This window comes from Pantoea sp. V106_11, from assembly GCF_029967885.1.
Lineage (GTDB): Bacteria > Pseudomonadota > Gammaproteobacteria > Enterobacterales > Enterobacteriaceae > Pantoea > Pantoea ananatis.
This window is the reverse complement of record NZ_JASCAK010000025.1, coordinates 82,055-108,216: the sequence shown is the minus strand read 5'-3', so window position 1 is coordinate 108,216 and position 26,162 is coordinate 82,055. Positions and strand designations below refer to the sequence as shown.

Here is a 26,162-nt window from a genome sequence, read left to right as displayed (position 1 = left end):
ACCCAAAAATGAGTGACGCCAATATAAACGCATTAATGTCCAGTTGATTATTAACGCAGTTGCTGAAATTTCCACTGCGTTACCTTTTTAATTTTAAGCCACTTCAAAAAATCGCAGAGATGCTTATCTATCACTATGCAGCTTCAGCGGAGCGTGAATTAACCCACCGAAATAAAAAAGATTAAAATCAAAGACTTTTAAAAGAGATGAGAATGAAAATGCTTACAACATTGCGTTGAAGGAATAAAGTGCAACGTTAATTTGACTTAGCGCCATCGCATTATTAACCAATTAAATGTTATCACTCATGTCAAAACCGCCTGTCATCTCCTCATCTTTTTGGTGAAAGGTTATATTTTAATAAAACAGAACATCGCGCGCGGCGTTAAATATTGCCCTGTGCCCCGTGCTCTTAATACAAATCAGCCCTACCTTGTGCTCTCTGAAATCGATTTTAACCTGCACATCGACTGCAACGTCGCCGATGTACAGGCCCGGGCTTAGGGTTGGAGATACAACTCTTCTATGTAGTGCAGGGCTTCGCATAGCGTACTGTCTGTGCCAAATCCCCCCGCCTTGGTAATAACCGGCAGGTCATCAATTTCACTGTTCACGAAGGTGCCGCAGGGGATACAGGGAGCGACTTCGCTCTGAATACGATAACCTTCAGCGCCCAATGCGTTAGCAACCGCAATAGCGATGTCCCCACCGGTGAGAAACAGGCCGCCGGTACGAGCACGATCGAGAATCGCCAACGTGATTTCTCCCAGCCGCTGACTCAGCTTTTCACCTAAGGCTTCTCGACTCAGTTCGTAGTGCGCGGTCAGAGCATCAATCTGATTACGATCGTCAACGCTGCTGCTGGTCTGAAGAACACAGTGCCTGTTCTGCATCAGAATCTCGCACGCCTGGGCCACGATATGTTCGCACTCATCTTTAGGCCCCAGAAGGGTTTGTACCGCTATTCTGACAACGTCAACGCGTCCTGAGCGCTGCGCCTGCTCAACCTGACGTCGGGTCATTTCACTCATTGAGCCTGCCACCACCAATACGGGCAGAGTTTGATGCATAGTCATGTAACTTTCAGCCGGAAGTGCATTCGCCAGCCCCGCCGCACCGACCAATAAAGGGGGCCGGGTCATGGCCAGGGCGGCCTGGGCAATTAGCGTCAGATCGTTATCATTTTCGGCATCCATGACCACGATGCCCCCTCCCTGCCGGGCCAGACTTTCAAGCCGGGCACGTAGCTCACCGCCTCTTACCACGTCCAGCGACATTTCACTCACCGGCAGACGAGTCTGTAAGCCGATAAGCGTACTGATTCGCGACGAAATAATCGGGGTGCGAGGATCGCTGGCAAACTCTGTCTCCAGCAACGGACGCTGGTGCACCAGGCACTCACCCTGGCGCGTGATGCGGCCTGCCGAAGGTATGGCCGCGGCAACGATCGCCAGCGTGGCACCACTTGCCGCCATAGCCGCGGCAATCTCTGCCCCGGGGTTCCCCCGCAAGGTCGAGTCGATTTTTTTATAAATCAGTACGTTATTTTGCGTCGTGCCCAGCCAGGCAGAAAGCGCCTGAGTAACGGCAATGCTCGCCTGCTCTGCGCTAAGCGCCCGGCTATCCGTGTTGATGACGAGTACGTCAGTCCGCCGCGAGGGTTTCTGCTGTGGCGTCAGCATCACTTCGGTGCGTGCGCCCTTTTTGGCCAACTGGACACCGGTATCGTTTGCGCCCGTAAAATCGTCGGCGATGACAAGCATTTTCATCATAACTTCTCCGTGGATGACAGCGATCGCTGCTGATTACTCTTTGCCACCCATGAGGTCAGCATGGGCGTTAAAATTGCGGTAACAATGACCGACGTCGCGACCAGCGGCGTGGCCGACGCAACGACGTCCGCCAGGGCGGGATCGGCGTGAGCAATAGCAACAGGCGTGGCGACAGCATTGCCCGCCGTGCTGGATGCCGCCGCGCCGGCAATTCCGCTGCCACCTAACAAGCGATCGACTTTTATATTAAAGAAGCCGCCGACGAGCGTGGTTAAGCTCCCCAGAACAATGCCAGCCAGCCCGCCTTTGAGCAGCATGGCAAAATCAATGCTGGCGCCCAACGCAAAGGCAAAGAAGGGAATCAGTATCGGGCCGCCCTGAGACAAAAAATCGCGCATTTTTGGATCGAGATTACCGAGCAACATGCCCAGCAGCATGGGGACGATCACCACCACCACCGACATGACAGGAATATTTGCCATCCCTGCCGCGCCCAGGGCAATCATGGTGAGTACCGGACCATCGTTAAGGGAGATCACGGGGGTCGCGCCGACTTCATTGTCCTGGCCAAACTCCCCCGCGAGCGCAGCATAAAGGCCGCCATTCGTATTGCTCATGGCCGAAATGACGGCGACCGACGTCAGTCCCCACAGCCCCTCCGCGCCAAAAAAGGTATCCACAGCAAAGCCCACGGCCACAGCAACAAGAAACTTGCTTGCCGTGACGCCACCGCCTATCAACAAGGCTTTGGGTGCCGCTTTGATATATATCCCTGCGCCCATACAAAACAAAAATGCCCCAATCAGAGCAGGTGCACCTTCTTTAAAAAGCGCGGTGGTAAAGCCGCCCACCTGTAAGGCTTCGGGCGCGAGCGTATTCACGATGGCCCCTAAAACCAGCGGGACAACCATCATACCGCCCGGGATTTTTTCAACTGTTGCTTTAATATCCATATTATCACCATTATGATTAATTATAATCACCATGATGATATTAAATCATTAAGAGGAAAATTGCGGCATGAATCGCAGAATAGCGCGCGGTTAGTTGAGCATAATCAATCAATACGGAGGGGAACCACAGGGCCTGCAATACTCACCGGTATTATCTGTTTTGCATGAAGCGCCGCCAGGCAGCAATGACCGCCAGAAAATCCTCCATACCGCAGAAGCACAAGCTTTCTTCGTCGTAATAATTCATGCCCTCTTCCATTTCATCGCCTTCAAAATTCAGCGTATTCGCGCGGACAATCACCTCTTCGTCATCCATCCACAGCGTGTATTCCCGCCCGATACGTTGCCACTGACGTTCACTCCCTTTTAATTTATGGGCTTCCGCTTCTACCTCATCCAGCACGCTGGCATCGTGCTCGACCTCTTCATTAAACCAGTGGCCCAGTGCTTCATGTCCCATCGACATACGAACTTTCACTTTGCCCGTGATGTCACGTAGAAATTCATACTCCATGATCTTATCTCTTTATCAGTCACTCGCGCTGTTATACCGCTATTTTCATTACCATGCACCTGCTTAGCGCACACATCCGGCTTCCTTCATGACACTTTTCAGGCATAAAAAAAGAGGAACGCCAGAGCGTCCCTCTTAAATAGACCAACGATCAGCAATCAGACGGCGGTCTGGAAAATCACGCCATCCGCTTTTTCAGTGTACTGGCTCAACTGGTCAAAGTTGAGATAGCGATAGGTATCGCTAGCCGTTTTATCCACCTGCGCCATAAACTGCTGATACTCATCTGGCGTTGGCAGCTTACCTAACAGTGATGAGACCGCCGCCAGCTCCGCAGAAGCCAGGTAGACGTTAGCCCCTGTACCCAAACGGTTCGGGAAGTTACGGGTTGAGGTCGAAACGACCGTTGCGCCATCGGCGACACGTGCCTGGTTACCCATGCACAGTGAACAACCCGGGATCTCGATACGCGCACCGCTCTTACCGAACACGCTGTAGTAGCCTTCTTCCGTCAGCTGAGCCGCATCCATTTTGGTCGGTGGTGCGACCCACAAACGGGTTGGCAGCTGGCCTTTGTGGCTGTCCAGCAACTTACCTGCCGCGCGGAAGTGACCGATGTTGGTCATGCACGAACCGATAAAGACTTCATCAATCTTCTCGCCCTGCACATCTGACAGCAGACGCGCATCGTCGGGATCGTTTGGCGCGCACAGAATCGGCTCTTTGATCTCCGCCAGATCGATGTCAATCACCGCAGCATATTCTGCATCGGCGTCGGCTTCGAGCAGCTGTGGATCCGCCAGCCATTTCTCCATGCCTTCGATACGGCGCTCAAGCGTACGACGATCGCCGTAGCCTTCTGAGATCATCCATTTCAGCAGGACAATGTTAGATGTCAGATACTCTTTGATCGGCGCCTGATCCAGCTTGATGGTACAGCCTGCAGCAGAACGCTCAGCAGAGGCATCGGTCAGTTCGAACGCCTGCTCCACTTTCAGATCGGGCAGACCTTCAATTTCAAGGATGCGACCGGAGAAGATGTTCTTCTTACCTTTCTTCTCAACGGTTAACAGGCCCTGCTTAATCGCATACAGCGGAATGGCGTGAACCAGATCGCGCAGCGTAATGCCGGGCTGCATTTTACCTTTGAAACGTACCAGTACCGATTCCGGCATATCCAGTGGCATAACGCCGGTCGCTGCCGCAAAGGCAACCAGACCCGAACCTGCCGGGAAGGAAATACCGATTGGGAAGCGGGTGTGGGAATCGCCACCGGTGCCGACGGTATCCGGCAGCAGCATACGGTTCAGCCAGGAGTGAATCACGCCATCACCCGGACGCAGGGAAACGCCGCCACGGTTCATGATGAAGTCTGGCAGCGTGTGGTGCGTGTTCACATCGACTGGCTTAGGATAAGCCGCCGTGTGACAGAATGACTGCATCACCAGATCGGCAGAGAAGCCCAGACATGCCAGGTCTTTCAGCTCGTCGCGGGTCATAGGACCGGTGGTATCCTGCGAGCCCACCGAGGTCATTTTCGGTTCGCAATAGGCACCCGGACGGACGCCGTCCACGCCACAGGCGCGGCCAACCATTTTCTGCGCCAGTGAGTAGCCACGTGAGCTTTCCGCCACGTCTTTCGCGATACGGAACACGGTGCTGACAGGCAGCCCCAGGGATTCACGCGCTTTGCTGGTCAGGCCACGACCGATGATCAGTGGAATACGGCCACCGGCACGCACTTCATCAATCAGCACGTCGGTTTTCAGTTCAAAACTGGCCAGCAGATCGCCGGTTTCGTGATTGCGCACTTCGCCTTTAAACGGATAGATATCAATGACATCACCCATATTCAGGTCGTTCACATCCACTTCGATCGGCAGCGCGCCGGCATCTTCCATGGTGTTGAAGAAGATAGGCGCAATCTTGCCGCCCAGAACAACACCACCGCCTTTTTTATTCGGCACGTTAGGGATGTCATCGCCCATAAACCACAGTACCGAGTTGGTGGCCGATTTACGGGATGAACCTGTGCCCACAACATCGCCCACATAGGCCAGCGGGAAACCTTTGGCCTGCAGTGCTTCGATCTGCTTAATCGGACCGATGTTGCCTGACTCATCCGGCTCAATGCCTTCACGGGCATTTTTCAGCATCGCCAGGGCATGCAGTGGGATATCAGGACGTGACCAGGCATCCGGTGCCGGAGACAGGTCATCGGTGTTGGTTTCACCCGTGACTTTGAAAACCGTAACGGTAATTTTTTCAGCCAGCTCAGGACGTGACAGATACCATTCGGCATCCGCCCACGACTGCATCACCTGCTTCGCGTGTGGATTGCCTGCTTTGGCTTTTTCTTCTACGTCGTAAAAGCTGTCAAACATCAGCAACGTGTGGGAAAGCGCTTTTGCCGCAATCGGTGCGAGTTTCGCATCATCTAATGCTTCAATCAGAGGATGGATGTTGTAGCCGCCCTGCATGGTACCGAGCAGTTCAACAGCTTTTTCAGGAGATACCAGAGGAGAGGTTGTTTCGCCTTTGGCGACAGCAGCCAGGAAACCTGCTTTAACATACGCCGCTTCATCGACGCCGGGTGGTACGCGGTTGACCAACAAATCGGTCAAAAATTCTTCTTCACCCGCAGGTGGATTTTTTAGCAGTTCAACCAGCGCGGCCATTTGGGAAGCATCTAATGGCTTAGGTACGATCCCTTGGGCAGCACGCTCGGCAACGTGCTTACGGTATTCTTCTAGCACGACGTTCTCCTCGCTCTCATTGTATGGGTTTCCGGTGCACCCTGATGACAACGCATTCCATGAGTAGGGTAAGGTGCCCGGTTCCGCGTGGGGCAGCATAGCAGGATTTAACCGCCTTGTTAATCTGTTTACAAAAAAGCAACATTAGGGTTTTCTGTAGCAGAATGCGCTAACTAATCCGGTGTAAACGGAAAAAAAGCAGGGCGTAAAGCCCCGCCTGCTAACACAGTCATACCCGATTACGTTTAGCGGTCGATCATACCGTATTCTGCATTGGCGTAGCGCTCACCGCGAATGTTTTCCGGGGCAAACACAGTATCCAGCATGTCGATGTCGACCTTTTTCAGGGCAACTGACGCGGCGGCACAGTTTTCTTCCAGATGGTGGACTTTGCTTGCTCCCGGAATAGGCACGATATCCTCACCCTTCGCTAAAACCCACGCCAGTGCCAGTTGAGCTGCAGAAATACCATAACCCCGCGCCATCTCCATCAGTTGATCCACTAACTTTTGGTTATGTTGCTGTGACTGCTGCTGGAAACGCGGCAAGCCACGGCGGAAATCATGCGGATCAAGGTCGGTCACCGCTGCCAGCTTACCTGTCAGAAAACCGCGGCCCAGAGGGCTGTAAGGCACAAAACCGACGTTAAGTTCGCGGCAGGTAGCAAGAATGCTCTGCTCGGGATCGCGAGTCCAAAGTGAGTACTCGCTTTGTAAGGCCGAAATCGGATGTACGGCACAGGCACGGCGCAGCGTGGCAGCAGACACTTCCGACAGGCCGAGGTAGCGCACTTTTCCCTCATTAATTAAATCTGCCATCGTGCCCACCACGTCTTCGATCGGCACCGCGGGATCGAAACGATGTTGATAAAGCAGGTCAATATGATCGGTGCCGAGACGCGTCAAAGATCCTTCTACTGCCTCGCGAATATGCTGTGGCTGACTGTTCACACCGGTCATGTTCTCCCAGCCCTGACCGGCACCGCTAATGCTAAAACCAAATTTCGTCGCAACGGTCACGCTATCACGGCGGCCTTTAAGGGCTTTTGCAATCAGCGCTTCGTTTGTGAAGGGCCCGTAAATCTCAGCGGTATCCAGAAAATTAATGCCCAGTTCAAATGCGCGGGAGAGCGTATTTAATGCCTGTGACTCATCCGTGTTGCCATAGGCGAAGGTCATGCCCATGCAGCCCAGCCCGAGTGCCGATACCTGTAAACCCTGATTACCTAATTGACGTTGTTGCATGACATCTTCCTCATTATTGCGGTGTTATTGTTATAATCCTCATCAATCGCAACAACAATTGTGCTTAATTTTCTAATTCAGTGAGAAAAACTCATCAATGACGTTATCCCGGGCAACGCTTCAGGAACTGGAAATGTTTTGTGCGATTGCGCACCATCGTAGCTTTCGCAAAGCCGCGCAGGCGCGTAACGTCACGCCCTCGGCACTCAGCCATGCTATGCGCCATTTCGAGCAGCGGCTCGGCGTGAGGCTGCTTAACCGCACCACTCGCAACGTTTCCCTGACCGAAGCGGGCGCGCATTTTCTCCAGCGTATTCAACCCGCGCTGGTCGAACTCTCTCAGGCCGTGGATGAACTTAATGACTGGCGGGCGCGTCCACACGGCAAGCTGAAACTCAATATGCCGCGTTCTGCTGAAACACTGTTCTTTGAAAGCTTGATTCTGCCGTTTATCCAGCGCTATCCGGAAATCACGCTGGAAATTGACAGTAATGATGCGCTGGTCGATATTCTGGAAGCGGGTTTTGATGCAGGCATTCGCTATGGCGATGTGCTGGCACAGGATATGATTGCCCTGCCCTTTGGCCCGGCAATGCGCACTCTGGTTGTCGCAAGCCCGGCCTTAATCGAACGTCATGGCGCACCACAAACGCCGGATGAACTGCTTGCATTTCCCTGCATCGAACGCCGCTTCCCCAGTGGCCGACGCTATCGCTGGGAATTCTGGCACGCGGGGCAAAGGCAGGAGGTTGCGGTCAGTGGCCCGCTGGTGCTGGATAACAACGAGCGGATTTTGCAGGCCGCCCTTTCAGGGGCAGGGATCGCCTTCTTACAGGAAGCCGTGGTCAGCGCCCATCTGCAGCGCGGCGCACTCGTTGAACTGCTCAGTGGCTTTACCCAACATGCAGATGGCTTCTGGCTGTATTATCCTGGCAGACGTTATGTCTCTGCGCCGTTGCGGCATTTTATTGACTGGCTACGCCTTAATAATAACGAAGCAGGCAATCATAAAAAATTGAATAACAACGTGATCTCGCGTTAAAAAAATTAAAAAGGCGCAAAAAAATAAATATAAAAACCTTTTGACCAGGATGCATTAACCTCTGACGATCTTATTAATGGTTCACTAAATAATCCAATAAAATATAAAGAGACACTGAAATATTACATGCGCAGACTGCGGTTGGGCTCATGAATCATTCTGCCTGACGTGAGAACCTGAGGTGGAAAGAGGCAGGAACCGCTCACAATAATTTTAACGCGTGCGAGCGGGGGAAACCCTGATACCTCAACACTGCAAGCGCTAACCCCTCGCACAATAAAAATCAAGAGAGGTGCCACCATCAAGTCGAAATACGGTTCGCTTGTTATCAGCGGGTCAATGCTCTTAGGATTACGTTTATCAAATTGACGTTCATTATGTGAACTTCGCCTCAGAATAATGAGTACTGAACTTTCATCTGTCTTGAATAACGAAACCAGGCAATAAAAAATGCGTTAATGGCGGGATTGACTACGCCATTTTTGCCCGTGTAAAGGTGTTAGCGCAGGTGCCCTTTCCTTTATTCCTTTCATTATCCGAATGAAACTAAGCCATAAAAAAACGGCCCCATAAGGGGCCGCTATTTCAGTTCTGAAACTTATTTCTTTTTCGCTTTCGCGTTAGGCAGATCGGTGATGCTGCCTTCAAAGATTTCAGCGGCCAGGCCTACTGACTCATGCAGGGTCGGGTGCGCATGGATGGTCAATGCGATGTCTTCTGCATCACAGCCCATCTCGATGGCCAGACCAATTTCGCCCAGCAGCTCACCGCCGTTAGTACCGACGATGGCGCCACCGATAACGCGATGGGTTTCTTTGTCGAAAATCAGTTTGGTGATACCGTCTGCGCAGTCAGAAGCAATAGCACGGCCGGATGCTGCCCACGGGAATGTGGCAGTTTCATAGCTGATGCCTTTCTCTTTCGCTTCTTTCTCGGTCAGACCAACCCAGGCAACTTCTGGTTCAGTATAGGCAATGGACGGAATCACTTTCGGATCGAAGTAGTGCTTCAGACCTGAAATGACTTCTGCCGCAACGTGGCCTTCATGCACGCCTTTATGCGCCAGCATCGGCTGCCCGACGATATCGCCGATAGCGTAGATGTGCGGCACGTTGGTGCGCATTTGTTTGTCAACGCGGATAAAGCCACGGTCGTCAACCTCAACGCCGGCTTTATCTGCATCCATGCCCTTACCGTTTGGCACGCGACCAATTGCCACCAGAACCGCATCATAACGCTGGGCTTCGCCTGGCGCTTTTTTACCTTCCATTGAAACATAGATACCGTCGTCTTTTGCTTCAACGGCGGTCACCTTAGTTTCCAGCATCAGGTTGAATTTCTTGCTGATACGTTTGGTGAAGACTTTCACCACGTCTTTATCGGCAGCCGGGATAACCTGGTCGAACATTTCAACCACGTCGATCTCTGAACCCAGCGCATGGTAAACCGTCGCCATTTCCAGACCGATAATACCGCCGCCCATGACCAGCAGACGTTTAGGCACTTCTTTCAGTTCCAGCGCATCGGTTGAATCCCACACGCGAGGATCTTCATGAGGAATGAACGGCAGCTCGATTGGGCGTGAGCCCGCAGCGATAATGGCGTTGTCGAAGTTAATGGTGGTTGCACCACCTTCACCTTCAACCACCAGCGTATTCGCACCGGTAAATTTGCCCAGGCCGTTAACAACCTTGACTTTACGACCTTTTGCCATGCCTGACAGACCGCCAGTCAGCTGGTTAATCACCTTCTCTTTCCAGCTGCGGATTTTGTTGATATCCGTTTGCGGCTGACCAAACACAATGCCGTGTTCTTCCAGCGCTTTCGCTTCTTCAATCACTTTGGCAACGTGCAGTAGCGCTTTAGACGGGATACAGCCTACGTTAAGACAGACACCGCCGAGGGTGCTGTAGCGCTCAACCAGTACGGTTTCCAGACCTAAGTCAGCGCAACGAAAAGCTGCAGAGTAACCTGCAGGACCTGCCCCAAGTACCACGACCTGAGTTTTAATCTCTGTACTCATCATGACCTCTTATTGGATTTCCGGCGGGTCAGACGCTGAGCCTATCCCATTAGGCTAGTTAACTGGCCATATTGCGTATGTTGCTACCACCCTACCGTTGACGGGTTTGCGTGGCAGGTACGCAAGCTGACTGCGCCAATTATGCCTAATGGAATAGGCTCATGATGTCCTTATTCCACCGGGACATGTTCACCGCAAGAGTTTACAGAATTGTTAATAAACTGCCAACCGCGGTGCCCTGAATGTTACAAAAAGGCCGGCATTTGCCGGCCTTTTGCGCTTTTTACATAACCAGACGACGAATGTCTGACAGCATATTGCCAATAATGGTAATGAAACGTGCGCCATCTGCACCGTCGATAACGCGGTGATCGAAGGACAGAGAGATTGGCATCATCAGACGTGGTGCAAACTCTTTACCGTTCCACACTGGCTCCATCGCTGACTTTGACACACCAAGGATGGCCACTTCTGGCGCGTTAACAATCGGCGCAAAGTGGGTGGTGCCCAGGCCGCCAAGGCTGGAGATGGTGAAACAGCCGCCCTGCATGTCGCCTGCGGTTAGTTTGCCATCGCGCGCCTTTTTAGAGATCGCCATCAGTTCACGAGACAGTTCTGTAATGCCCTTCTTGTTCACGTCTTTAAAGACCGGAACCACCAGGCCATTTGGCGTATCCACCGCCACACCGATGTTGATGTACTTTTTCAACGTCAGCTTCTGCGCATCTTCAGACAGTGAGCTGTTAAAGCGTGGCATCTGCTCAAGCGCCGCCGCCACCGCTTTCATAATGAAGACTACTGGCGTGTATTTCACGTCCAGCTTACGCTTCTCCGCTTCGGCGTTCTGTTGCTTACGGAAAGCTTCAAGCTCGGTAATATCGGTTTTGTCGAAGTGCGTAACGTGTGGGATCATGACCCAGTTACGGCTCAGGTTCGCACCCGAGATTTTCTGGATACGGCCCAGCTCCACTTCTTCAACTTCACCAAACTTACTGAAGTCAACTTTTGGCCATGGCAGCATGCCCGGCAGGCCGCCACCGCTGGCGGCGGCTGGCGCGGCTTCTGCGCGTTTCACGGCATCTTTAACGTAAGCCTGAACGTCTTCTTTCAGAATACGGCCTTTACGACCTGTGCCTTTAACTTTGGCCAGGTTAACGCCAAATTCACGCGCCAGACGACGAATGACCGGCGTGGCATGCACATACGCATCGTTTTCGGCAAATTCGCCTTTGCTCTCTGCTTTAGCAGCAGATGCAGCAGGCTTCGATTCCGACGCCGCTGGCGCAGGTGCCGCCTCTTTTTTGGCAGCCGGTGCAGCGGCAGGCGCAGCACCTTCCACTTCAAACACCATGATCAGCGAACCGGTGCTGACTTTATCGCCCGTTGCCACTTTCAGTTCTTTGACCGTGCCCGCGAAAGGTGCCGGGACTTCCATCGACGCTTTATCGCCTTCCACCACAATCAGTGACTGCTCAGCTTCGACTTTATCACCCACCTTCACCAGCACTTCGGTAACTTCGACTTCGTCACCGCCGATGTCAGGTACGTTGACCTCTTTTGAACCCGCGGCAGCGGCAGGTGCCGGCGCCGCGTCTTCTTTCACTTCTGGCTTCGCATCTGCAGCAGGCGCAGCGCCTTCTGCTTCAAAGACCATGATGTGAGAACCGGTATTCACTTTATCGCCGGTTGAGATTTTGATCGCTTTCACCACGCCCGCGAACGGCGCAGGAACTTCCATTGAGGCTTTGTCACCTTCAACGACGATCAGCGATTGCTCAGCCTCAACTTTGTCGCCCACTTTCACCAGAATCTCGGTGACTTCAACTTCATCACCGCCGATGTCCGGCACGTTAACGTCTTTGCTGGCGCTGGCAGGTGCAGCGGCTGGCGCGGCCTCTGCTTTTTTCTCATGCGCGGGCGCAGGGGCTGCTTCTGCAGCGGCTTCTGCGTCAAACATCATGATCAGCGAACCGGTTTCCACTTTGTCACCGGTTGCGATTTTGATCTCTTTCACCACGCCAGCCTGCGGCGAGGGAACTTCCATAGAGGCTTTATCGCCTTCCACGGTGATCAGCGACTGCTCTGCTTCCACCTTGTCGCCAACCTTGACCAGAATTTCGGTGACTTCAACTTCGTCTGACCCGATATCTGGTACCTTGATTTCAATAGCCATTACTCTGTTACCTCTTAAGCCAGACGCGGGTTAACTTTATCGGCATCGATCTTGAACTTCACGATCGCATCCGCCACGACTTTCTTATCGATTTCGCCACGTTTAGCCAGTTCACCCAGCGCGGCAACCACAACGTAAGATGCATCCACTTCAAAGTGGTGACGCAGATTTTCACGACTGTCAGAGCGGCCAAAGCCATCCGTACCCAGCACGCGGTAATCGCTTGAAGGCACATAGCTGCGAACCTGCTCAGCGAACAGCTTCATGTAGTCGGTGGAGGCCACGGCTGGCGCTTCGTTCATCACCTGAGCGATGTAAGGCACGCGTGGGGCTTCCGTTGGATGCAGCATGTTCCAGCGCTCACAGTCCTGACCATCGCGGGCCAGCTCGGTGAACGAGGTGACGCTGTAAACGTCTGAACCAATGCCGTAATCGGTCGCCAGAATCTGGGCAGCTTCACGCACGTGACGCAGGATAGAGCCTGAACCCAAGAGCTGAACTTTACCTTTGCTACCCTCAACGGTTTCCAGCTTGTAGATACCTTTACGGATACCTTCCTCGGCACCTTTCGGCATCGCTGGCATGTGGTAGTTTTCGTTCAGCGTGGTGATGTAGTAATAAATATTTTCCTGCGCTTCGCCGTACATACGAACCAGACCGTCATGCATGATGACTGCCACTTCGTAGGCATACGACGGATCGTAGGAGATACAGTTAGGGATCGTCAGTGACTGAATATGGCTGTGGCCATCTTCATGCTGCAAACCTTCGCCGTTCAGGGTGGTACGGCCTGATGTACCGCCGACCAGGAAGCCCCGCGCCTGTTGGTCGCCCGCCAGCCACATCAGATCGCCAATACGCTGGAATCCGAACATCGAATAATAGATGTAGAACGGAATCATCGGCAGGTTGTTGGTGCTGTAAGAGGTTGCCGCCGCCAGCCAGGATGATCCTGCGCCCAGCTCGTTAATCCCTTCCTGCAGAATCTGACCTTTCTCGTCTTCTTTATAGTAAGCCACCTGCTCACGGTCCTGCGGTGTGTACTGCTGACCGTTCGGGCTGTAGATACCAATCTGACGGAACAGGCCTTCCATACCGAAAGTACGGGCTTCATCCGCAAGGATAGGCACCAGGCGATCTTTGATCGACTTGTTCTTCAGCATCACATTCAGTGCACGCACGAACGCGATGGTGGTCGAGATCTCTTTGTTCTGCTCTTCAAGCAGCGCACTGAACTCTTCCAGCGCCGGCATTTCCAGCTTTTCAGTGAACTTCGGCTGACGTGATGGCAGGTAACCGCCTAACTTCTCACGCTGGCCGTGCAGGTAGTTGTACTCTTCAGAGCCTTTATCGAAGGTGATGTAAGGCAGAGATTCGATCTTGTCGTCTTCGACCGGCACGTTGAAGCGATCGCGGATGTAGCGAACGCCATCCATGTTCATCTTCTTCACCTGGTGCGCGATGTTCTTACCTTCGGCGGTGTCGCCCATACCATAACCTTTAATGGTATGGGCCAGGATCAGAACCGGCTTGCCTTTGGTATCCTGCGCTTTTTTCAGTGCCGCATAGATCTTCTTCGGATCGTGACCACCACGGTTCAGTGCCCAGATTTCATCATCTGACCAGTCTTTCACCAGGGCAGCGGTTTCCGGATATTTGCCGAAGAAGTGCTCACGCACATAGGCACCATCACGTGACTTAAACGTCTGGTAGTCGCCGTCAACGGTTTCGTTCATCAGCTGGATCAGTTTACCGCTGGTGTCATTACGCAGCAGTTCATCCCAACGACCGCCCCAGATAACCTTGATCACTTCCCAGCCAGCACCGGCAAAAATGCCTTCCAGCTCGTTGATGATCTTACCGTTACCGGTGACCGGTCCATCCAGACGCTGCAGGTTACAGTTGATGATGAAAACCAGGTTATCCAGTTTTTCACGGGTGGCGATGGTGATCGCACCTTTGGATTCTGGCTCATCCATCTCGCCGTCGCCCAGGAAAGCGTAAACGGTCTGACCGGAGGTATCTTTCAGACCACGGTGTTCCAGATATTTCAGGAATTTAGCCTGATAGATGGCATTGAGTGGGCCCAGACCCATGGAGACGGTCGGGAACTGCCAGAATTCCGGCATCAGTTTAGGATGCGGATAAGAGGACAGACCTTTACCGTCCACTTCCTGACGGAAGTTATTCATCTGCTCTTCAGTCAGACGACCTTCCAGGAAAGCACGGGCATAGATACCCGGAGAAATGTGGCCCTGGAAGTACACCAGATCGCCGCCGTCTTTTTCACTGCGCGCGCGGAAGAAGTGGTTAAAACACACTTCATAGATGGTGGCAGAAGACTGGAAGGAGGACATGTGGCCGCCAAGTTCCAGATCTTTCTTCGATGCGCGCAGCACCGACATGATGGCGTTCCAGCGAATGGCGGAACGGATACGACGTTCAAGTGAGGTGTTGCCCGGATAATCCGGTTCATCTTCAACGGCAATAGAGTTGATGTAGTTACTGATTGCGGCAGCACCGCCAGCAACTTTCACACCGCCTTTGCGGGCTGCACTCAGCACCTGATCAATCAGATACTGTGCACGTTCAACACCTTCTTCACGGATGACCGATTCGATCGCCTGTAGCCAGTCACGAGTTTCAATCGGATCCACGTCATTGTGTAAACGTTCTGACATGGGGGTATTCCTTATCTGTGTCTAATACGTTGAAAAATCGGGAGCCTGTTAACGTCAGGGAGACAGGCTCGTCGCACATGTTCGCACGATCTTTGCCGCACGTTATTCCTTACGTTGCTGTAAACGACGCAGGGAGCGTTCTCGACGGCTCTGCTCCCGACTTCTGTCCAGCAAGATTTCCTCAATGAACGCCAGGTGACGGTGTGAAGCCTCGCGTGCTTGTTCCGGCTCACGAGCCACAATCGCCTCGAAAATTCTGGCGCGGTGACCGCTCACTTTCGCCAGCATTTCCCGGCGCGAGTAGAGCAATTCAAAATTCTGTCGAACGTTCTGTTCCAGCATAGGTCCCATTGATCGTAGCAAATGCAAAAGCACGACATTATGGGCTGCTTCTGTGACAGCGATCTGATACTTCATTACTGCGTCTGCTTCAGCGTCGAGATCGCCGCTGTCCTGCGCCTGCTGAATATGAAGATGGCAGTCGCGAATCCGCTGTAAATCCTCTTCTGTACCGCGCAGCGCGGCATAGTAAGCGGCGATGCCTTCTAACGCGTGGCGCGTTTCCAACAGGTCAAACTGCGATTCCGGATGCTCGGCAAGAAGCCCAACGAGAGGATCGCTCACGCTCTGCCAGAGATGTTTCTGTACAAATGTTCCGCCGCCCTGACGGCGTAGTAACAATCCTTTCGCTTCTAAACGCTGGATTGCCTCACGGAGAGACGGACGTGAAACATCGAATTGTTTGGCGAGTTCGCGCTCGGGGAGCAACTTCTCTCCCGGCTGCAGCGTCCCTTCCATAATCAGGGATTCAAGTTGCTGCTCAATGGCATCGGAGAGTTTGGGTTGACGAATCTTAATGTAAGCCATCTTCCCTTCTTAGTGTGCCTGTCTGATAAAGTAAATTGGTAATACCAATTCAAAAAAGGAGCCCGTAAAGTAACAAAGTATTCACCTTGTGTCTATACGGCATCGGTGACATTAAGGTGACGTAAGGCTGTGCTTTTGCATTAACTGTTGAGTTGAAAAGTGGAAAACAGGGTGTTAACTCAATGTTAAATTTTTTCGGGTTTACCTAAAATTACACAAAGCTCCCAGTTAAACCGATTTAGCTCGCTGCGCTTTCCTTTCGCTGCGTTCAGGTTCGTTTTTTACCCACCTCGTCAACATCCCCCTTTTTCCGCTGCTTCTTTTTCAGCCAACTCGTAACAGGTAAAGCGAAAGCAGGTGCAAAGCCCTGCGCTTATCACTATTCTGGTCGGCAGGTTACAGCTGGCGGCATTACGCAAGTCAGATTCCCTAAAAATATCAGTCTTACGTGTATTTAATTCTTTACAGTCAGAGCATCCTGCGGCGAAGAATAACAACATCATGAGGTGTGTATGGAACAACAGCACGGCGAATCGCTGAAGCGCGGTTTAAAAAACCGCCATATTCAGTTGATTGCCCTGGGTGGTGCAGTGGGAACCGGCCTGTTTCTGGGCAGTGCGTCGGTTATCAAATCCGCTGGCCCGGCCGTTATTTTAGGCTATGCCATTGCCGGATTTATCGCTTTTCTCATCATGCGCCAACTCGGCGAAATGGTCGTCGAGGAGCCAGTCGCCGGCAGCTTCAGCCATTTCGCTTACAAATACTGGGGCAACTTCGCCGGTTTTGCCTCCGGCTGGAACTACTGGGTCCTGTATGTGCTGGTGGCGATGGCCGAGCTGAGCGCGGTGGGCAAGTATATCCAGTTCTGGTGGCCTGATTTTCCTACCTGGGCCTCAGCCGCCATCTTCTTTGTGCTGATCAACGCCGTTAACCTGACCAATGTAAAAGTGTTTGGTGAGATGGAGTTCTGGTTCGCCATTATTAAGGTGATTGCGGTTATTGCCATGATCCTGTTCGGCGGCTGGCTGCTGTTTAGCGGTACCGGCGGTCCACAGGCCACCGTGCGCAACCTGTGGGAGCAAGGCGGCTTTATGCCCAACGGCCTGGGCGGACTGGTGATGGTCATGGCCATTATTATGTTTTCGTTCGGCGGACTGGAGCTGGTAGGGATTACGGCTGCCGAAGCGGACAATCCTGAAACCACGATTCCTAAAGCCACTAATCAGGTGCTGTGGCGTATTCTGATCTTTTATATCGGTTCGCTGGCGGTACTGCTTTCTTTAATGCCGTGGACGCGCGTAACCGCAGAAACCAGCCCGTTTGTGTTTATTTTCCACGAGCTGGGCGATGCGATGGTGGCTAACGCGCTGAACGTCGTCATTCTGACTGCGGCGCTGTCGGTCTATAACAGCTGCGTTTACTGTAACAGCCGTATGCTGTTTGGTCTGGCGCAGCAGGGCAATGCACCTAAAGCGCTGCTGAACGTGGACCGTCGCGGTGTGCCCGTGATGAGTATTCTGGTGTCGGCCGTTGCCACGGCATTGTGTGTACTGCTCAACTTTCTTATGCCGGCTGAAGCGTTTGGCCTGTTGATGTCGCTGGTCGTTTCTGCCCTGGTCATCAACTGGGCGATGATTAGCCTGGCGCACCTGAAATTCCGTAAAAAGAAAAATCAGCAAGGCGTAACCACCCGATTCAAGGCCGTTCTCTACCCGCTGGGTAACTGGATTTGCCTGGTGTTCCTGGCCGGCATTCTGGTTCTGATGGCCATGACGCCGGGGATGGCCATCTCCGTCTGGTTGATTCCTGTCTGGCTGATCGTTCTTGCTATTGGCTATTTCGTCAAAAATAAGACGCAAAAAGCCTGATCCCCCTGCCCACCCGCCGCCATTTTTCAGCGGGTGGGCCGTCACCAGACCCGACGCGGTTCACACTTCTTCTCGCATGGCTGTTTTGTCCATCATCGCAACGATTTATTGCCGCTCATCCTGCTGATTAAACATTAATACTTCTTTTCTGTTTAATTGTTCTGCAGGAAACATTAATGACAGGTAAAACCCTCTCGTTCAGAGAAAAGCTGGGTTACGGCATGGGTGATGCCGGCTGCAACATGATTGGCGGTGCCGTCATGTTATTTCTCAGCTATTTCTATACCGACGTATTTGGCTTAGCCCCGGCGCTGGTCGGTGTGCTGTTACTCTCCGTCCGGATTCTGGATGCCATTACCGATCCGATAATGGGCGCGATTGCCGACAGAACCCAAAGCCGCTGGGGGCGCTTTCGCCCCTGGCTGCTGTGGGTATCGGTGCCCTACGTTATATTCAGTGTGCTGATGTTTACCACGCCTGACTGGAGCTATCACAGCAAAGTTATCTGGGCGTTTGTGACCTATTTTTTCATGTCCCTGACCTACACCGCGATCAATATCCCCTACTGCTCGCTGGGTGGCGTGATCACTAACGATCCTGGCGAGCGTGTATCCTGTCAGTCGTACCGTTTTGTGATGGTGGGGATTGCCACGCTGATTCTCTCGCTGTCTTTACTGCCCATGGCAGAGTGGTTTGGCGGCGACAATAAAGCGCGCGGCTACCAAATGGCGATGGGCGTACTGGCCCTGGTCGGCCTGGCGATGTTCCTGTTCTGTTTCGCAAACGTCCGTGAACGTATTCATCCTGCCGTGCCGACAAATGATGACCTGAAACACGATTTGCGCGATGTCTGGAAGAATGACCAATGGGTGCGCATTCTGCTGCTCACGCTCTGCAACGTGTGTCCGGGGTTTATTCGTATGGCGGCGACCATGTATTACGTGACCTGGGTAATGGGCCAAACGCCGCACTTTGCGACGCTGTTTATCAGCCTTGGCGTGGTGGGCATGATGCTGGGCAGTACGCTGGCCAAAGTGCTGACCGATCGCTGGTGCAAGCTGAAAGTCTTTTTCTGGACCAATATTGTCCTGGCCCTGTTCTCCTGCGGCTTCTACGGGCTTGATCCTCATGCCACCGTAGCAATCGTTATCGCTTACTTCCTGCTGAATATCCTGCATCAAATTCCTTCCCCCCTGCACTGGTCCCTGATGGCAGACGTGGATGACTACGGTGAATGGAAAACTGGCAAGCGCATCACGGGTATCAGCTTTTCAGGCAACCTGTTCTTTCTCAAGGTCGGGTTAGCGGTAGCAGGGGCGATGGTGGGGTTCCTGCTCTCCGCTTACGGTTACGATGCGGGAGCTAAGCAGCAATCCGCCCAGGCGATTAACGGCATCGTGCTGCTGTTTACCGTTATTCCTGGCATCGGCTATTTGATTACCGCGGGCGTAGTACGACTGATGAAAGTGGATCGTACCTTAATGCAAACCATCCAACGCGATCTTGCCCTGCGTCGCATCGCGGCACAGTCGGGCAGCAACCAGCCGCTGAGCGAGATCCAGACAGGAGCACTGAAATGAGTGAACACTGGCCGAACCCCTTTATCGAACGGCGTGCCGATCCTTTTATCCTGCGCCACAGAGAGCACTACTACTTTATTGCCTCTGTGCCGGAATACGATCGTCTGGAAATCCGACGCGCCAGTACGCTAATGGATTTACGCCACGCGGAGCCGGTGGTGATCTGGCACAAGCCCGATATCGGTCCCTTCAGCGAGCTGATTTGGGCGCCGGAGCTGCATCACATTGACGGTCAATGGGTCATCTATTTTGCCGCAGCGCCCTCGCGTGACATCAAAGACGGGCTGTTTCAGCACCGCATGTATGCGCTGGTTTGCGAGGGTGAGGATCCGCTCAGCGGCCGCTGGCAGCCTGTACGCCAGGTTTTGAGCCATATCGACAGCTTCTCGCTGGATGCCACTCACTTCGTTCATCAGGGTAAAAACTGGTATTTATGGGCGCAGAAAGATCCCGGCATTCCGGGCAATTCCAACCTCTATCTTGCGGAGCTGCGCAACCCATGGACGCTTAAAGGTAAACCGGTCATGCTGAGCCGTCCGGAATATGAATGGGAGTGCGCAGGCTTTAGTGTTAATGAAGGGGCGGCGGCGATAGTGCATGGCGATCGGCTTTTTATTACCTATTCCGCCAGCGCAACGGATGAGAATTATTGTATGGGCCTGCTGTCGATTCCGCGTGATGCCGATCCGCTTAATGCCCTGGCCTGGCAGAAGTCAGCGCGGCCGGTATTCTCAACCAGTTGGGAGAACCGCCAGTACGGCCCTGGGCACAGCTGTTTTACCCAGGATGAAGCGGGGCGGGATCTGCTGGTCTACCATGCGCGCAACTATACGGAAATTGAAGGGGATCCACTGTGGGATGGCAACCGCCACACGCGCCTGAAATATTTTTACTGGCGTGAAGATGGCACACCGGATTTTGGCGTGCCACCTGCGGATTACACCAGCGTCCCGTAAATGGTCAAGAGCGCCACGACCACCACTAATACCAGTGAAATGCGTTTTGCCAGCGCCACCGCAACACGTGGCGTAGCAACCTTATCAGTATGAGGATCGCGGGCCAGCGAAAACTGTGCCAGCGTCGTCAGCACATGGTATTGAGAGCGATGCCTGTCGGTTAATGATGCAAACCAGGCAGGCAACGCTTTTTCACCATGCCCCAGCAGCGCATAGGCAATGCCCGCCAGGCGGACCGGGATCCAGTCAACCAGATGCAAAAGCGTGTCTACGCCTGATTGCGCGCGCGCCATTGGCGTACCGTGTTTTGCCAACCAGCTTTGCCAGGCCCGTAAAAAGGCGTAGCCGACCAGTAAAACTGGCCCCCATGCGCCGCCCACCACAAACCAGAACATTGGCGCCAGATAGAAACGAAAGTTAATCCAGATAAGGGCGTTTTGTAACTCGCGTAAAAATTCGCGTTCGCTGCATTCAACCGGCACGCCGTGGATCAAGGTCAGTTCTGCCGCCATCGCCTGATGCGCGGCCGCCTCATCCCGACTCGCCGCCTGCAGATAGGCATGATAATGCTGACGCACCACACCGGCACCGATGCACAGTAATCCCACCACAATCCAGAACACAAGCTGCGGGATCCCAAACAGAATCCCTTTCAGGCTCCACACCACCAGCGCGGTCAATGCCATCACGACCAACAACATCAACAAAGTGCGCATGAGGGAAACCTGGCGACGGCGACGAAAAACAGGTTCAAGCCGATGATCCAGTTGCCAGTGCTCTCCCAGCTTAAACAGCCGCTCCCAACCTAAAACCAGTAACAAGGTAAATAACGTCATAGTTACTCCAGATGAATCACGATTTTTGTTGCGGTAACCGCTGCAGATAATATTGCCAGTTAAACGCCGGTCCGGGATCGGTTTTACGTCCCGGTGCAATGTCGCTGTGTCCGGTAATGCGAGCAGGCGTTATCGGATAGTGCTGTAACAAAATTTGCGTGACCTGATGCAGCGCGTGGTATTGCGCTTCGGTATAGGGCTCAACGTCCGTTCCTTCCAGCTCGATACCGATGGAAAAGTCGTTGCAGTTTTCCCGCCCTTCAAACTGCGATATGCCTGCATGCCAGGCGCGTTGATCAAAAGGAACATATTGCACAATCTCGCCATCACGACGAATTAAGCAGTGGGCTGCAACGCGCAAATGCGCGATATCAGCAAAGTAGGGATGCGCGTCTGAGGGCAGTGTGCCCGTGAACAGTTTATCGATCCACGGCCCGCCATATTCGCCAGGCGGCAGGCTGATATTATGAATGACCAGAAGAGAGGGCGCCTCGTTGTGCGGCCGTTCATTACAGTGGGGTGACGGTACCTGGCGCACACCGGTCAGCCATCCATGTTCTAATTTCATACTGATTTCTCATCGCGAAGTCGAATTGAGAATAGCATGAATTCTAAGGCATTATTGCGCCAAAATGCGCCGCGCCCTCCTCACTCTCGCCCGTTTGTTAAGTATACTAAACAAAAATCCCCTCGGGGCTGGCACCGCTTTGTTATCCAGGATATGGTAATCCCACTGTTATCTGTCTTTTGCTGGAGCTGAACGCTATGTCTGTGCGTCGCTATGATCCTGACAGTCGCCGGAGTGCGCTGCTTGAACGTATTGAAAATGATATTCCTGAAACGGTCGCACGCGCATTACAGGAAGATCTTGGCGGTGAGGTAGACAGCGAACGGGATATTACCGCCCAACTGTTGCCCGCCGAAAGTCGCGCCCACGCCCGGGTGATTACCCGCGAAGCCGGTGTTTTTTGTGGTAAACGCTGGGTAGAGGAAGTCTTCAACCAGTTGGGTGCCTATACCGCGCTGACATGGCACGTGGAAGATGGCCAAACGCTTACGCCGGATCAACTGCTGTTTGAAATCGAGGGCCCTGCCCGCCTGTTGCTCACCGCCGAACGCACCGCCCTGAACTTTGTGCAAACGCTGTCTGGCGTTGCCACCGAAGTCAGTCGCTATGTTGCGCTGCTGGAAGGCACACAGACTCAGCTTCTGGATACACGCAAAACCCTACCAGGGCTGCGCACAGCTTTGAAATATGCGGTGCTGTGCGGTGGCGGCAGCAATCACCGTCTGGGTCTGTCAGATGCCTTTTTGATTAAAGAAAATCATATCATTGCCAGTGGTTCGATTCGCCAGGCCGTGGAAAAAGCCTCCTGGCTCTATCCGGATGTACCGGTCGAAGTCGAAGTTGAGTCGTTAAAGGAGCTACAGGACGCGCTTGCGGCGTCGGCCGACATCGTCATGCTGGACAACTTCACGCTGGATGAGATGCGTGAGGCGGTGAAGATAACCGAGGGCCGTGCGCTGCTGGAAGTCTCAGGCAACGTGACCGAAACGACGATCCGGGAGATTGCTCAGACCGGTGTGGACTATGTTTCCGTCGGCGCACTGACTAAACATGTCCATGCCCTGGATCTTTCTATGCGCTTTGATGCTAAATAATGGCTTGTGCCGTGCCGCTGGCACGGCCTGTTTTGTGCTATTTCTTCCAGCGTAACCGCTGTATTGCTGTAACCCGCTGTATTTACTGCCTGCCCTTTTCCACTCTTTCCTTTTGCTGCTGTTAACGCCATCACAGGCTTTTTAAACTGCGACCTTCTTATTCAGGAGGTAATGCAATGATCTCTCAACGTGGATTCACGCTGGTCGAGTTAATGATTGTGGTCGGCATCGTGGCAATACTCAGCGCTATTGGGTTGCCCGCCTACCAAAATTATCTGCAACGCGCCGCGCTGACCGACATGCTGCAAACGATGGTGCCGTTTAAAACGGCGGTTGAGCTTTGCGCCATTGAACGCGGCGGCCCGGACGCCTGCCAGGCCGGACAGCGAGGGATTCCGCAAGGCACAACATCACGGTATGTTTCAGCGGTCACCGTCGTGAACGGCACGATCACCCTGACCGGACAGGAAAGCCTTAACGGGCTAAGCGTTGAAATGCTGCCCGTGTGGGACAGCAATGAAGGCAGCATTCAGTGGCAGCGCACCTGTACCAGCGCTAACACCACGCTACGTGATAATTGTCAGGAGCAGTTCCGCTTTGCCGATCGGGGAGGTGCCTATGCCCACGTCTGATGATGCGATTGCGCTCATCTGCCAGCGCTTTCGGGCGATTGTCCTTGAGCACAGTGCGACACACTTGCGCCTTGCCGTTCCTGAAAGCGTCCCGGCGGGCCTGATGGAGGCATTACAGTTTGCCAGCCAGTGTCAGGCAGAGGTGGAGTGCTGGCCTCGTGCCCGGATAGAACAGTTTGAATCGATGCGTAAACCTTTGGTGGCCAATGAAAAAGCTCCCGGCGAATCGACCATTGATACGGCCAGTCAGCTTTTGCGCCAGGCAACTCTGCGTCGTGCATCGGATATTCATATCGAACCTTATCAGAGCACTCTGCGTATTCGCCTGCGGATTGACGGGGTCCTGCATTCTCTCCCCCTGCAGTTTGATACACAACCGGCTGCGCTGCTGGCACGACTGAAAATTCTGGCCGGTCTGGATATTGCCGAACGGCGCCTGCCTCAGGACGGACAGTTTAGTTGTGACATTGACGGAAAATCGGCCTCTTTTCGGCTCTCTACCCTGCCCGTTCAGGGCGGCGAAAAAGCCGTCGTTCGCCTGCTTCAGAGTGAGGGCGCGGCCTTGTCGCTGGATAAGCTGGGATTACCCACCGCGCAGTTACGCCTTCTGACCGCCGCGCTCAGGCAGCCACAAGGGCTGATTTTGGTAACGGGCCCTACCGGGAGTGGCAAAACCTTCACGCTTTACAGTGGCCTGAGCGCGATCAACCAGCCTGATAAGAATGTCTGCAGCGTGGAAGATCCTGTTGAAATTCCTCTCCCCGGTATCAACCAGACCCAGATTAATCCAAAGTATGGCCTTGATTTTAATCGCGTGTTACGCGCCCTGTTACGTCAGGATCCGGACGTGATGATGGTCGGTGAAATACGTGACGGCGAGACGGCGGAGATTGCCGTTAAGGCAGCCCAGACCGGTCATCTGGTTCTCTCTACCCTGCATACTAACTCGACAGCGGAAACCCTGACGCGCTTGCGTCAAATGGGCATTCCCGGTTATCTGCTGGGTTCCGCACTTCGTCTAATCGTTGCCCAGCGGCTGGTCAGGCGTTTGTGCCCTCACTGCCGTAAGCCAGCACAGGCGGTTGCCCACTTTCCCGCCTCACTTTGGCCCGGAACGTTACAAACCTGGCGGGCGCCGGGCTGCGATCACTGCTTCTCCGGTTATTTTGGTCGGCTGGCCTTGTTTGAATTACTGCCCATAACGGCTAAGTTACAAAACGCCATTGCCGCCGAAATGCCACTTGAGGGCTTGCTGAGTCTGGCAAAACAGCAGGGCATGCGCACCCTGCTGGCATCAGGTCTTGAAGCCGTCAGCCGTGGGGATACCTCCCTGGAAGAAATGCAGCGCGTTGTCGGACTGGATAATGACTAGCCTTTATGTGTATCGCTGGCATGCGGTAGACGGCAGCGGAAGGTTGCAAACGGGCCACCATCTTGCGCCTGACGGCGAGACGTTGTTTTCTGACCTGGCACAGCGTCATTTACTGCCCGTCAGCTGGACGCGGGGAAAGGTGATGCGGCGAAGAGACTGGAAGTGGCAGCACAAAATTGACTTGATTCGCCAGCTCGCCACGCTGCTTAAGGCAGGCCTTCCTCTTTCACAAAGCCTGAGCCTGCTTGCCGAAGGACATTCGCAGGCGCCCTGGCGAGCCTTGATGCTGGCCCTACAACATCAGATATTAGCGGGCGAACCTTTTTCCAGCGCCTTACGACAGTGGCCGCAAATATTTCCCCCGCTTTACCCGGCGCTCATGGAGGTGGGTGAGCTGACGGGCCAGTTGGATGTCTGCTGCGAGCAGTTGGCACAGCAGCAAACGCGCCAGCAACATTTGCGGAGCAAGGTGATCAAGGCGCTGCGCTATCCGCTGTTTATTCTGGCCGTCGCACTGACCGTTACCTGCGGCATGCTGCTGTTCGTCTTGCCGGAGTTTGTTTCCGTGTATGCTTCCTTCAATGCTCCCTTGCCTGCGTTCACTGCGGCCGTGATCGGGCTCTCTGAGCGATTACAGGCATGGGGATTCCCGCTAAGTGGATTGATTATTCTGCTGGTCGCAGGGTGGCAACAGTGGCGGCGGCGTTCTGAAAACTGGCAGCGGCGCGAACAGCGCGTTTTGATGCACATTCCGATCGTTGGCGGGCTATGGCAGGGCAATCAGCTGACACAAATCTACAGCGTTCTCCAGTTGACGCAGCAGGCTGGCCTCACGCTGCTACAGGGACTTGAGGCAGCGAAAGTCACCCTGTCCTCGCGACTGTGGCAGGACGCCATCAGGCTGCTACAGAACCACATTGCGCAGGGTAATCCCCTGTATCTGGCGCTGAGCAATCATCCCTTATTTAGTCCGCTCTGCAGCCAGTTGATTCGCGTGGGGGAAGAGGCTGGCGCACTGGATGTGATGCTGGCGCGCCTGGCTGAATGGCATGAAGGGCAAACGCTGATGCGGGCTGATAACCTTGCCGCCTCGCTGGAGCCTGTCATGATGGTGGTGATTGGCGGCATCGTTGGCACGCTGGTGATTGCCATGTATTTGCCGGTGTTTGGGCTGGGAGAAGCGATGCAGTAAAGGCGCTGTATAGCCCTTACTGCATACGCAGCAGGCAAC

19 protein-coding genes are annotated in these 26,162 nt (G+C 53.6%); 8 read left to right on the top strand and 11 right to left on the bottom strand.

The window, feature by feature from the left end:
* Positions 1-500: 500 nt before the first annotated feature.
* The 5 genes from QLG08_RS08730 to QLG08_RS08710 all read right to left on the bottom strand — a co-directional run bounded on the left by QLG08_RS08730 (position 501) and on the right by QLG08_RS08710 (position 7,239).
* A complete protein-coding gene (locus QLG08_RS08730) occupies positions 501-1,769 on the bottom strand; it encodes a four-carbon acid sugar kinase family protein (protein WP_026021065.1) in 1,269 nt (422 codons plus the stop codon).
* On the bottom strand, positions 1,769-2,725 hold the full coding sequence (locus QLG08_RS08725; protein WP_139366895.1) for a 2-keto-3-deoxygluconate permease: 957 nt from the start codon (positions 2,723-2,725) through the stop codon (positions 1,769-1,771). The genes QLG08_RS08730 and QLG08_RS08725 overlap by 1 nt, the downstream gene beginning before the upstream one ends.
* Positions 2,726-2,876: 151 nt before the next feature.
* Positions 2,877-3,239, bottom strand: a complete 363-nt coding sequence (yacL, locus tag QLG08_RS08720) for a protein YacL (protein ID WP_013024643.1) — start codon at positions 3,237-3,239, stop codon at positions 2,877-2,879.
* 158 nt (positions 3,240-3,397) lie between these two features.
* Positions 3,398-5,995 (bottom strand): bifunctional aconitate hydratase 2/2-methylisocitrate dehydratase, encoded by a 2,598-nt coding sequence (gene acnB / locus QLG08_RS08715; RefSeq protein ID WP_085980279.1) that lies wholly within the window; start codon positions 5,993-5,995, stop codon positions 3,398-3,400.
* A gap of 245 nt (positions 5,996-6,240) precedes the next feature.
* On the bottom strand, positions 6,241-7,239 hold the full coding sequence (locus QLG08_RS08710; RefSeq protein ID WP_015700947.1) for an aldo/keto reductase: 999 nt from the start codon (positions 7,237-7,239) through the stop codon (positions 6,241-6,243).
* A gap of 97 nt (positions 7,240-7,336) precedes the next feature.
* Here QLG08_RS08710 and QLG08_RS08705 point away from each other — a divergent pair, with 97 nt between their 5' ends.
* Positions 7,337-8,281, top strand: a complete 945-nt coding sequence (locus QLG08_RS08705) for a LysR family transcriptional regulator (RefSeq protein ID WP_014592931.1) — start codon at positions 7,337-7,339, stop codon at positions 8,279-8,281.
* 598 nt (positions 8,282-8,879) lie between these two features.
* Here QLG08_RS08705 and lpdA read toward each other — a convergent pair.
* The 4 genes from lpdA to pdhR form a co-directional block, all read right to left on the bottom strand.
* Positions 8,880-10,304 (bottom strand): dihydrolipoyl dehydrogenase, encoded by a 1,425-nt coding sequence (gene lpdA / locus QLG08_RS08700; protein WP_014606575.1) that lies wholly within the window; start codon positions 10,302-10,304, stop codon positions 8,880-8,882.
* A 283-nt stretch (positions 10,305-10,587) separates the two neighbouring features.
* Entirely contained in the window at positions 10,588-12,477 is a 1,890-nt protein-coding gene (gene aceF / locus QLG08_RS08695; RefSeq protein ID WP_282472887.1) for a pyruvate dehydrogenase complex dihydrolipoyllysine-residue acetyltransferase, read from the bottom strand.
* Between the two features lie 14 nt (positions 12,478-12,491).
* A complete protein-coding gene (gene aceE / locus QLG08_RS08690; RefSeq protein WP_014592928.1) occupies positions 12,492-15,158 on the bottom strand; it encodes a pyruvate dehydrogenase (acetyl-transferring), homodimeric type in 2,667 nt (888 codons plus the stop codon).
* A 102-nt stretch (positions 15,159-15,260) separates the two neighbouring features.
* A complete protein-coding gene (pdhR, locus tag QLG08_RS08685; protein WP_013024636.1) occupies positions 15,261-16,025 on the bottom strand; it encodes a pyruvate dehydrogenase complex transcriptional repressor PdhR in 765 nt (254 codons plus the stop codon).
* 512 nt (positions 16,026-16,537) lie between these two features.
* On the opposite strand from pdhR, the gene aroP reads away from it, so the two are divergent.
* From aroP to QLG08_RS08670, 3 genes are all read left to right on the top strand, one after another.
* Positions 16,538-17,893: an aromatic amino acid transporter AroP gene (gene aroP / locus QLG08_RS08680; protein ID WP_014592927.1), complete on the top strand. Its 1,356-nt coding sequence runs from the start codon at positions 16,538-16,540 to the stop codon at positions 17,891-17,893.
* A 176-nt stretch (positions 17,894-18,069) separates the two neighbouring features.
* A complete protein-coding gene (locus QLG08_RS08675; RefSeq protein WP_014606577.1) occupies positions 18,070-19,473 on the top strand; it encodes an MFS transporter in 1,404 nt (467 codons plus the stop codon).
* On the top strand, positions 19,470-20,429 hold the full coding sequence (locus tag QLG08_RS08670) for a family 43 glycosylhydrolase (RefSeq protein ID WP_015700951.1): 960 nt from the start codon (positions 19,470-19,472) through the stop codon (positions 20,427-20,429). Before QLG08_RS08675 ends, QLG08_RS08670 begins: the two co-directional genes overlap by 4 nt.
* On the opposite strand, the gene ampE is transcribed toward QLG08_RS08670, so the two are convergent.
* Together ampE and ampD are read right to left on the bottom strand one after the other, a co-directional pair.
* Complete coding sequence (gene ampE, locus QLG08_RS08665; RefSeq protein WP_014592924.1) at positions 20,411-21,265, bottom strand: beta-lactamase regulator AmpE; 855 nt, start codon at positions 21,263-21,265, stop codon at positions 20,411-20,413. The genes QLG08_RS08670 and ampE overlap by 19 nt on opposite strands.
* Positions 21,266-21,281: 16 nt before the next feature.
* Positions 21,282-21,833, bottom strand: a complete 552-nt coding sequence (ampD, locus tag QLG08_RS08660; RefSeq protein WP_014592923.1) for a 1,6-anhydro-N-acetylmuramyl-L-alanine amidase AmpD — start codon at positions 21,831-21,833, stop codon at positions 21,282-21,284.
* 197 nt (positions 21,834-22,030) lie between these two features.
* On the opposite strand from ampD, the gene nadC reads away from it, so the two are divergent.
* The 4 genes from nadC to hofC all read left to right on the top strand — a co-directional run bounded on the left by nadC (position 22,031) and on the right by hofC (position 26,123).
* On the top strand, positions 22,031-22,927 hold the full coding sequence (gene nadC / locus QLG08_RS08655; RefSeq protein ID WP_041457474.1) for a carboxylating nicotinate-nucleotide diphosphorylase: 897 nt from the start codon (positions 22,031-22,033) through the stop codon (positions 22,925-22,927).
* A 176-nt stretch (positions 22,928-23,103) separates the two neighbouring features.
* On the top strand, positions 23,104-23,559 hold the full coding sequence (gene ppdD, locus QLG08_RS08650) for a prepilin peptidase-dependent pilin (RefSeq protein WP_014606580.1): 456 nt from the start codon (positions 23,104-23,106) through the stop codon (positions 23,557-23,559).
* Positions 23,546-24,931, top strand: coding sequence for a type II secretion system protein GspE (gene gspE, locus QLG08_RS08645; RefSeq protein WP_029571013.1), 1,386 nt, complete (start codon positions 23,546-23,548; stop codon positions 24,929-24,931). The genes ppdD and gspE overlap by 14 nt, the downstream gene beginning before the upstream one ends.
* Positions 24,924-26,123, top strand: coding sequence for a protein transport protein HofC (gene hofC, locus QLG08_RS08640; protein ID WP_014606581.1), 1,200 nt, complete (start codon positions 24,924-24,926; stop codon positions 26,121-26,123). The genes gspE and hofC overlap by 8 nt, the downstream gene beginning before the upstream one ends.
* Positions 26,124-26,162: the final 39 nt, after the last annotated feature.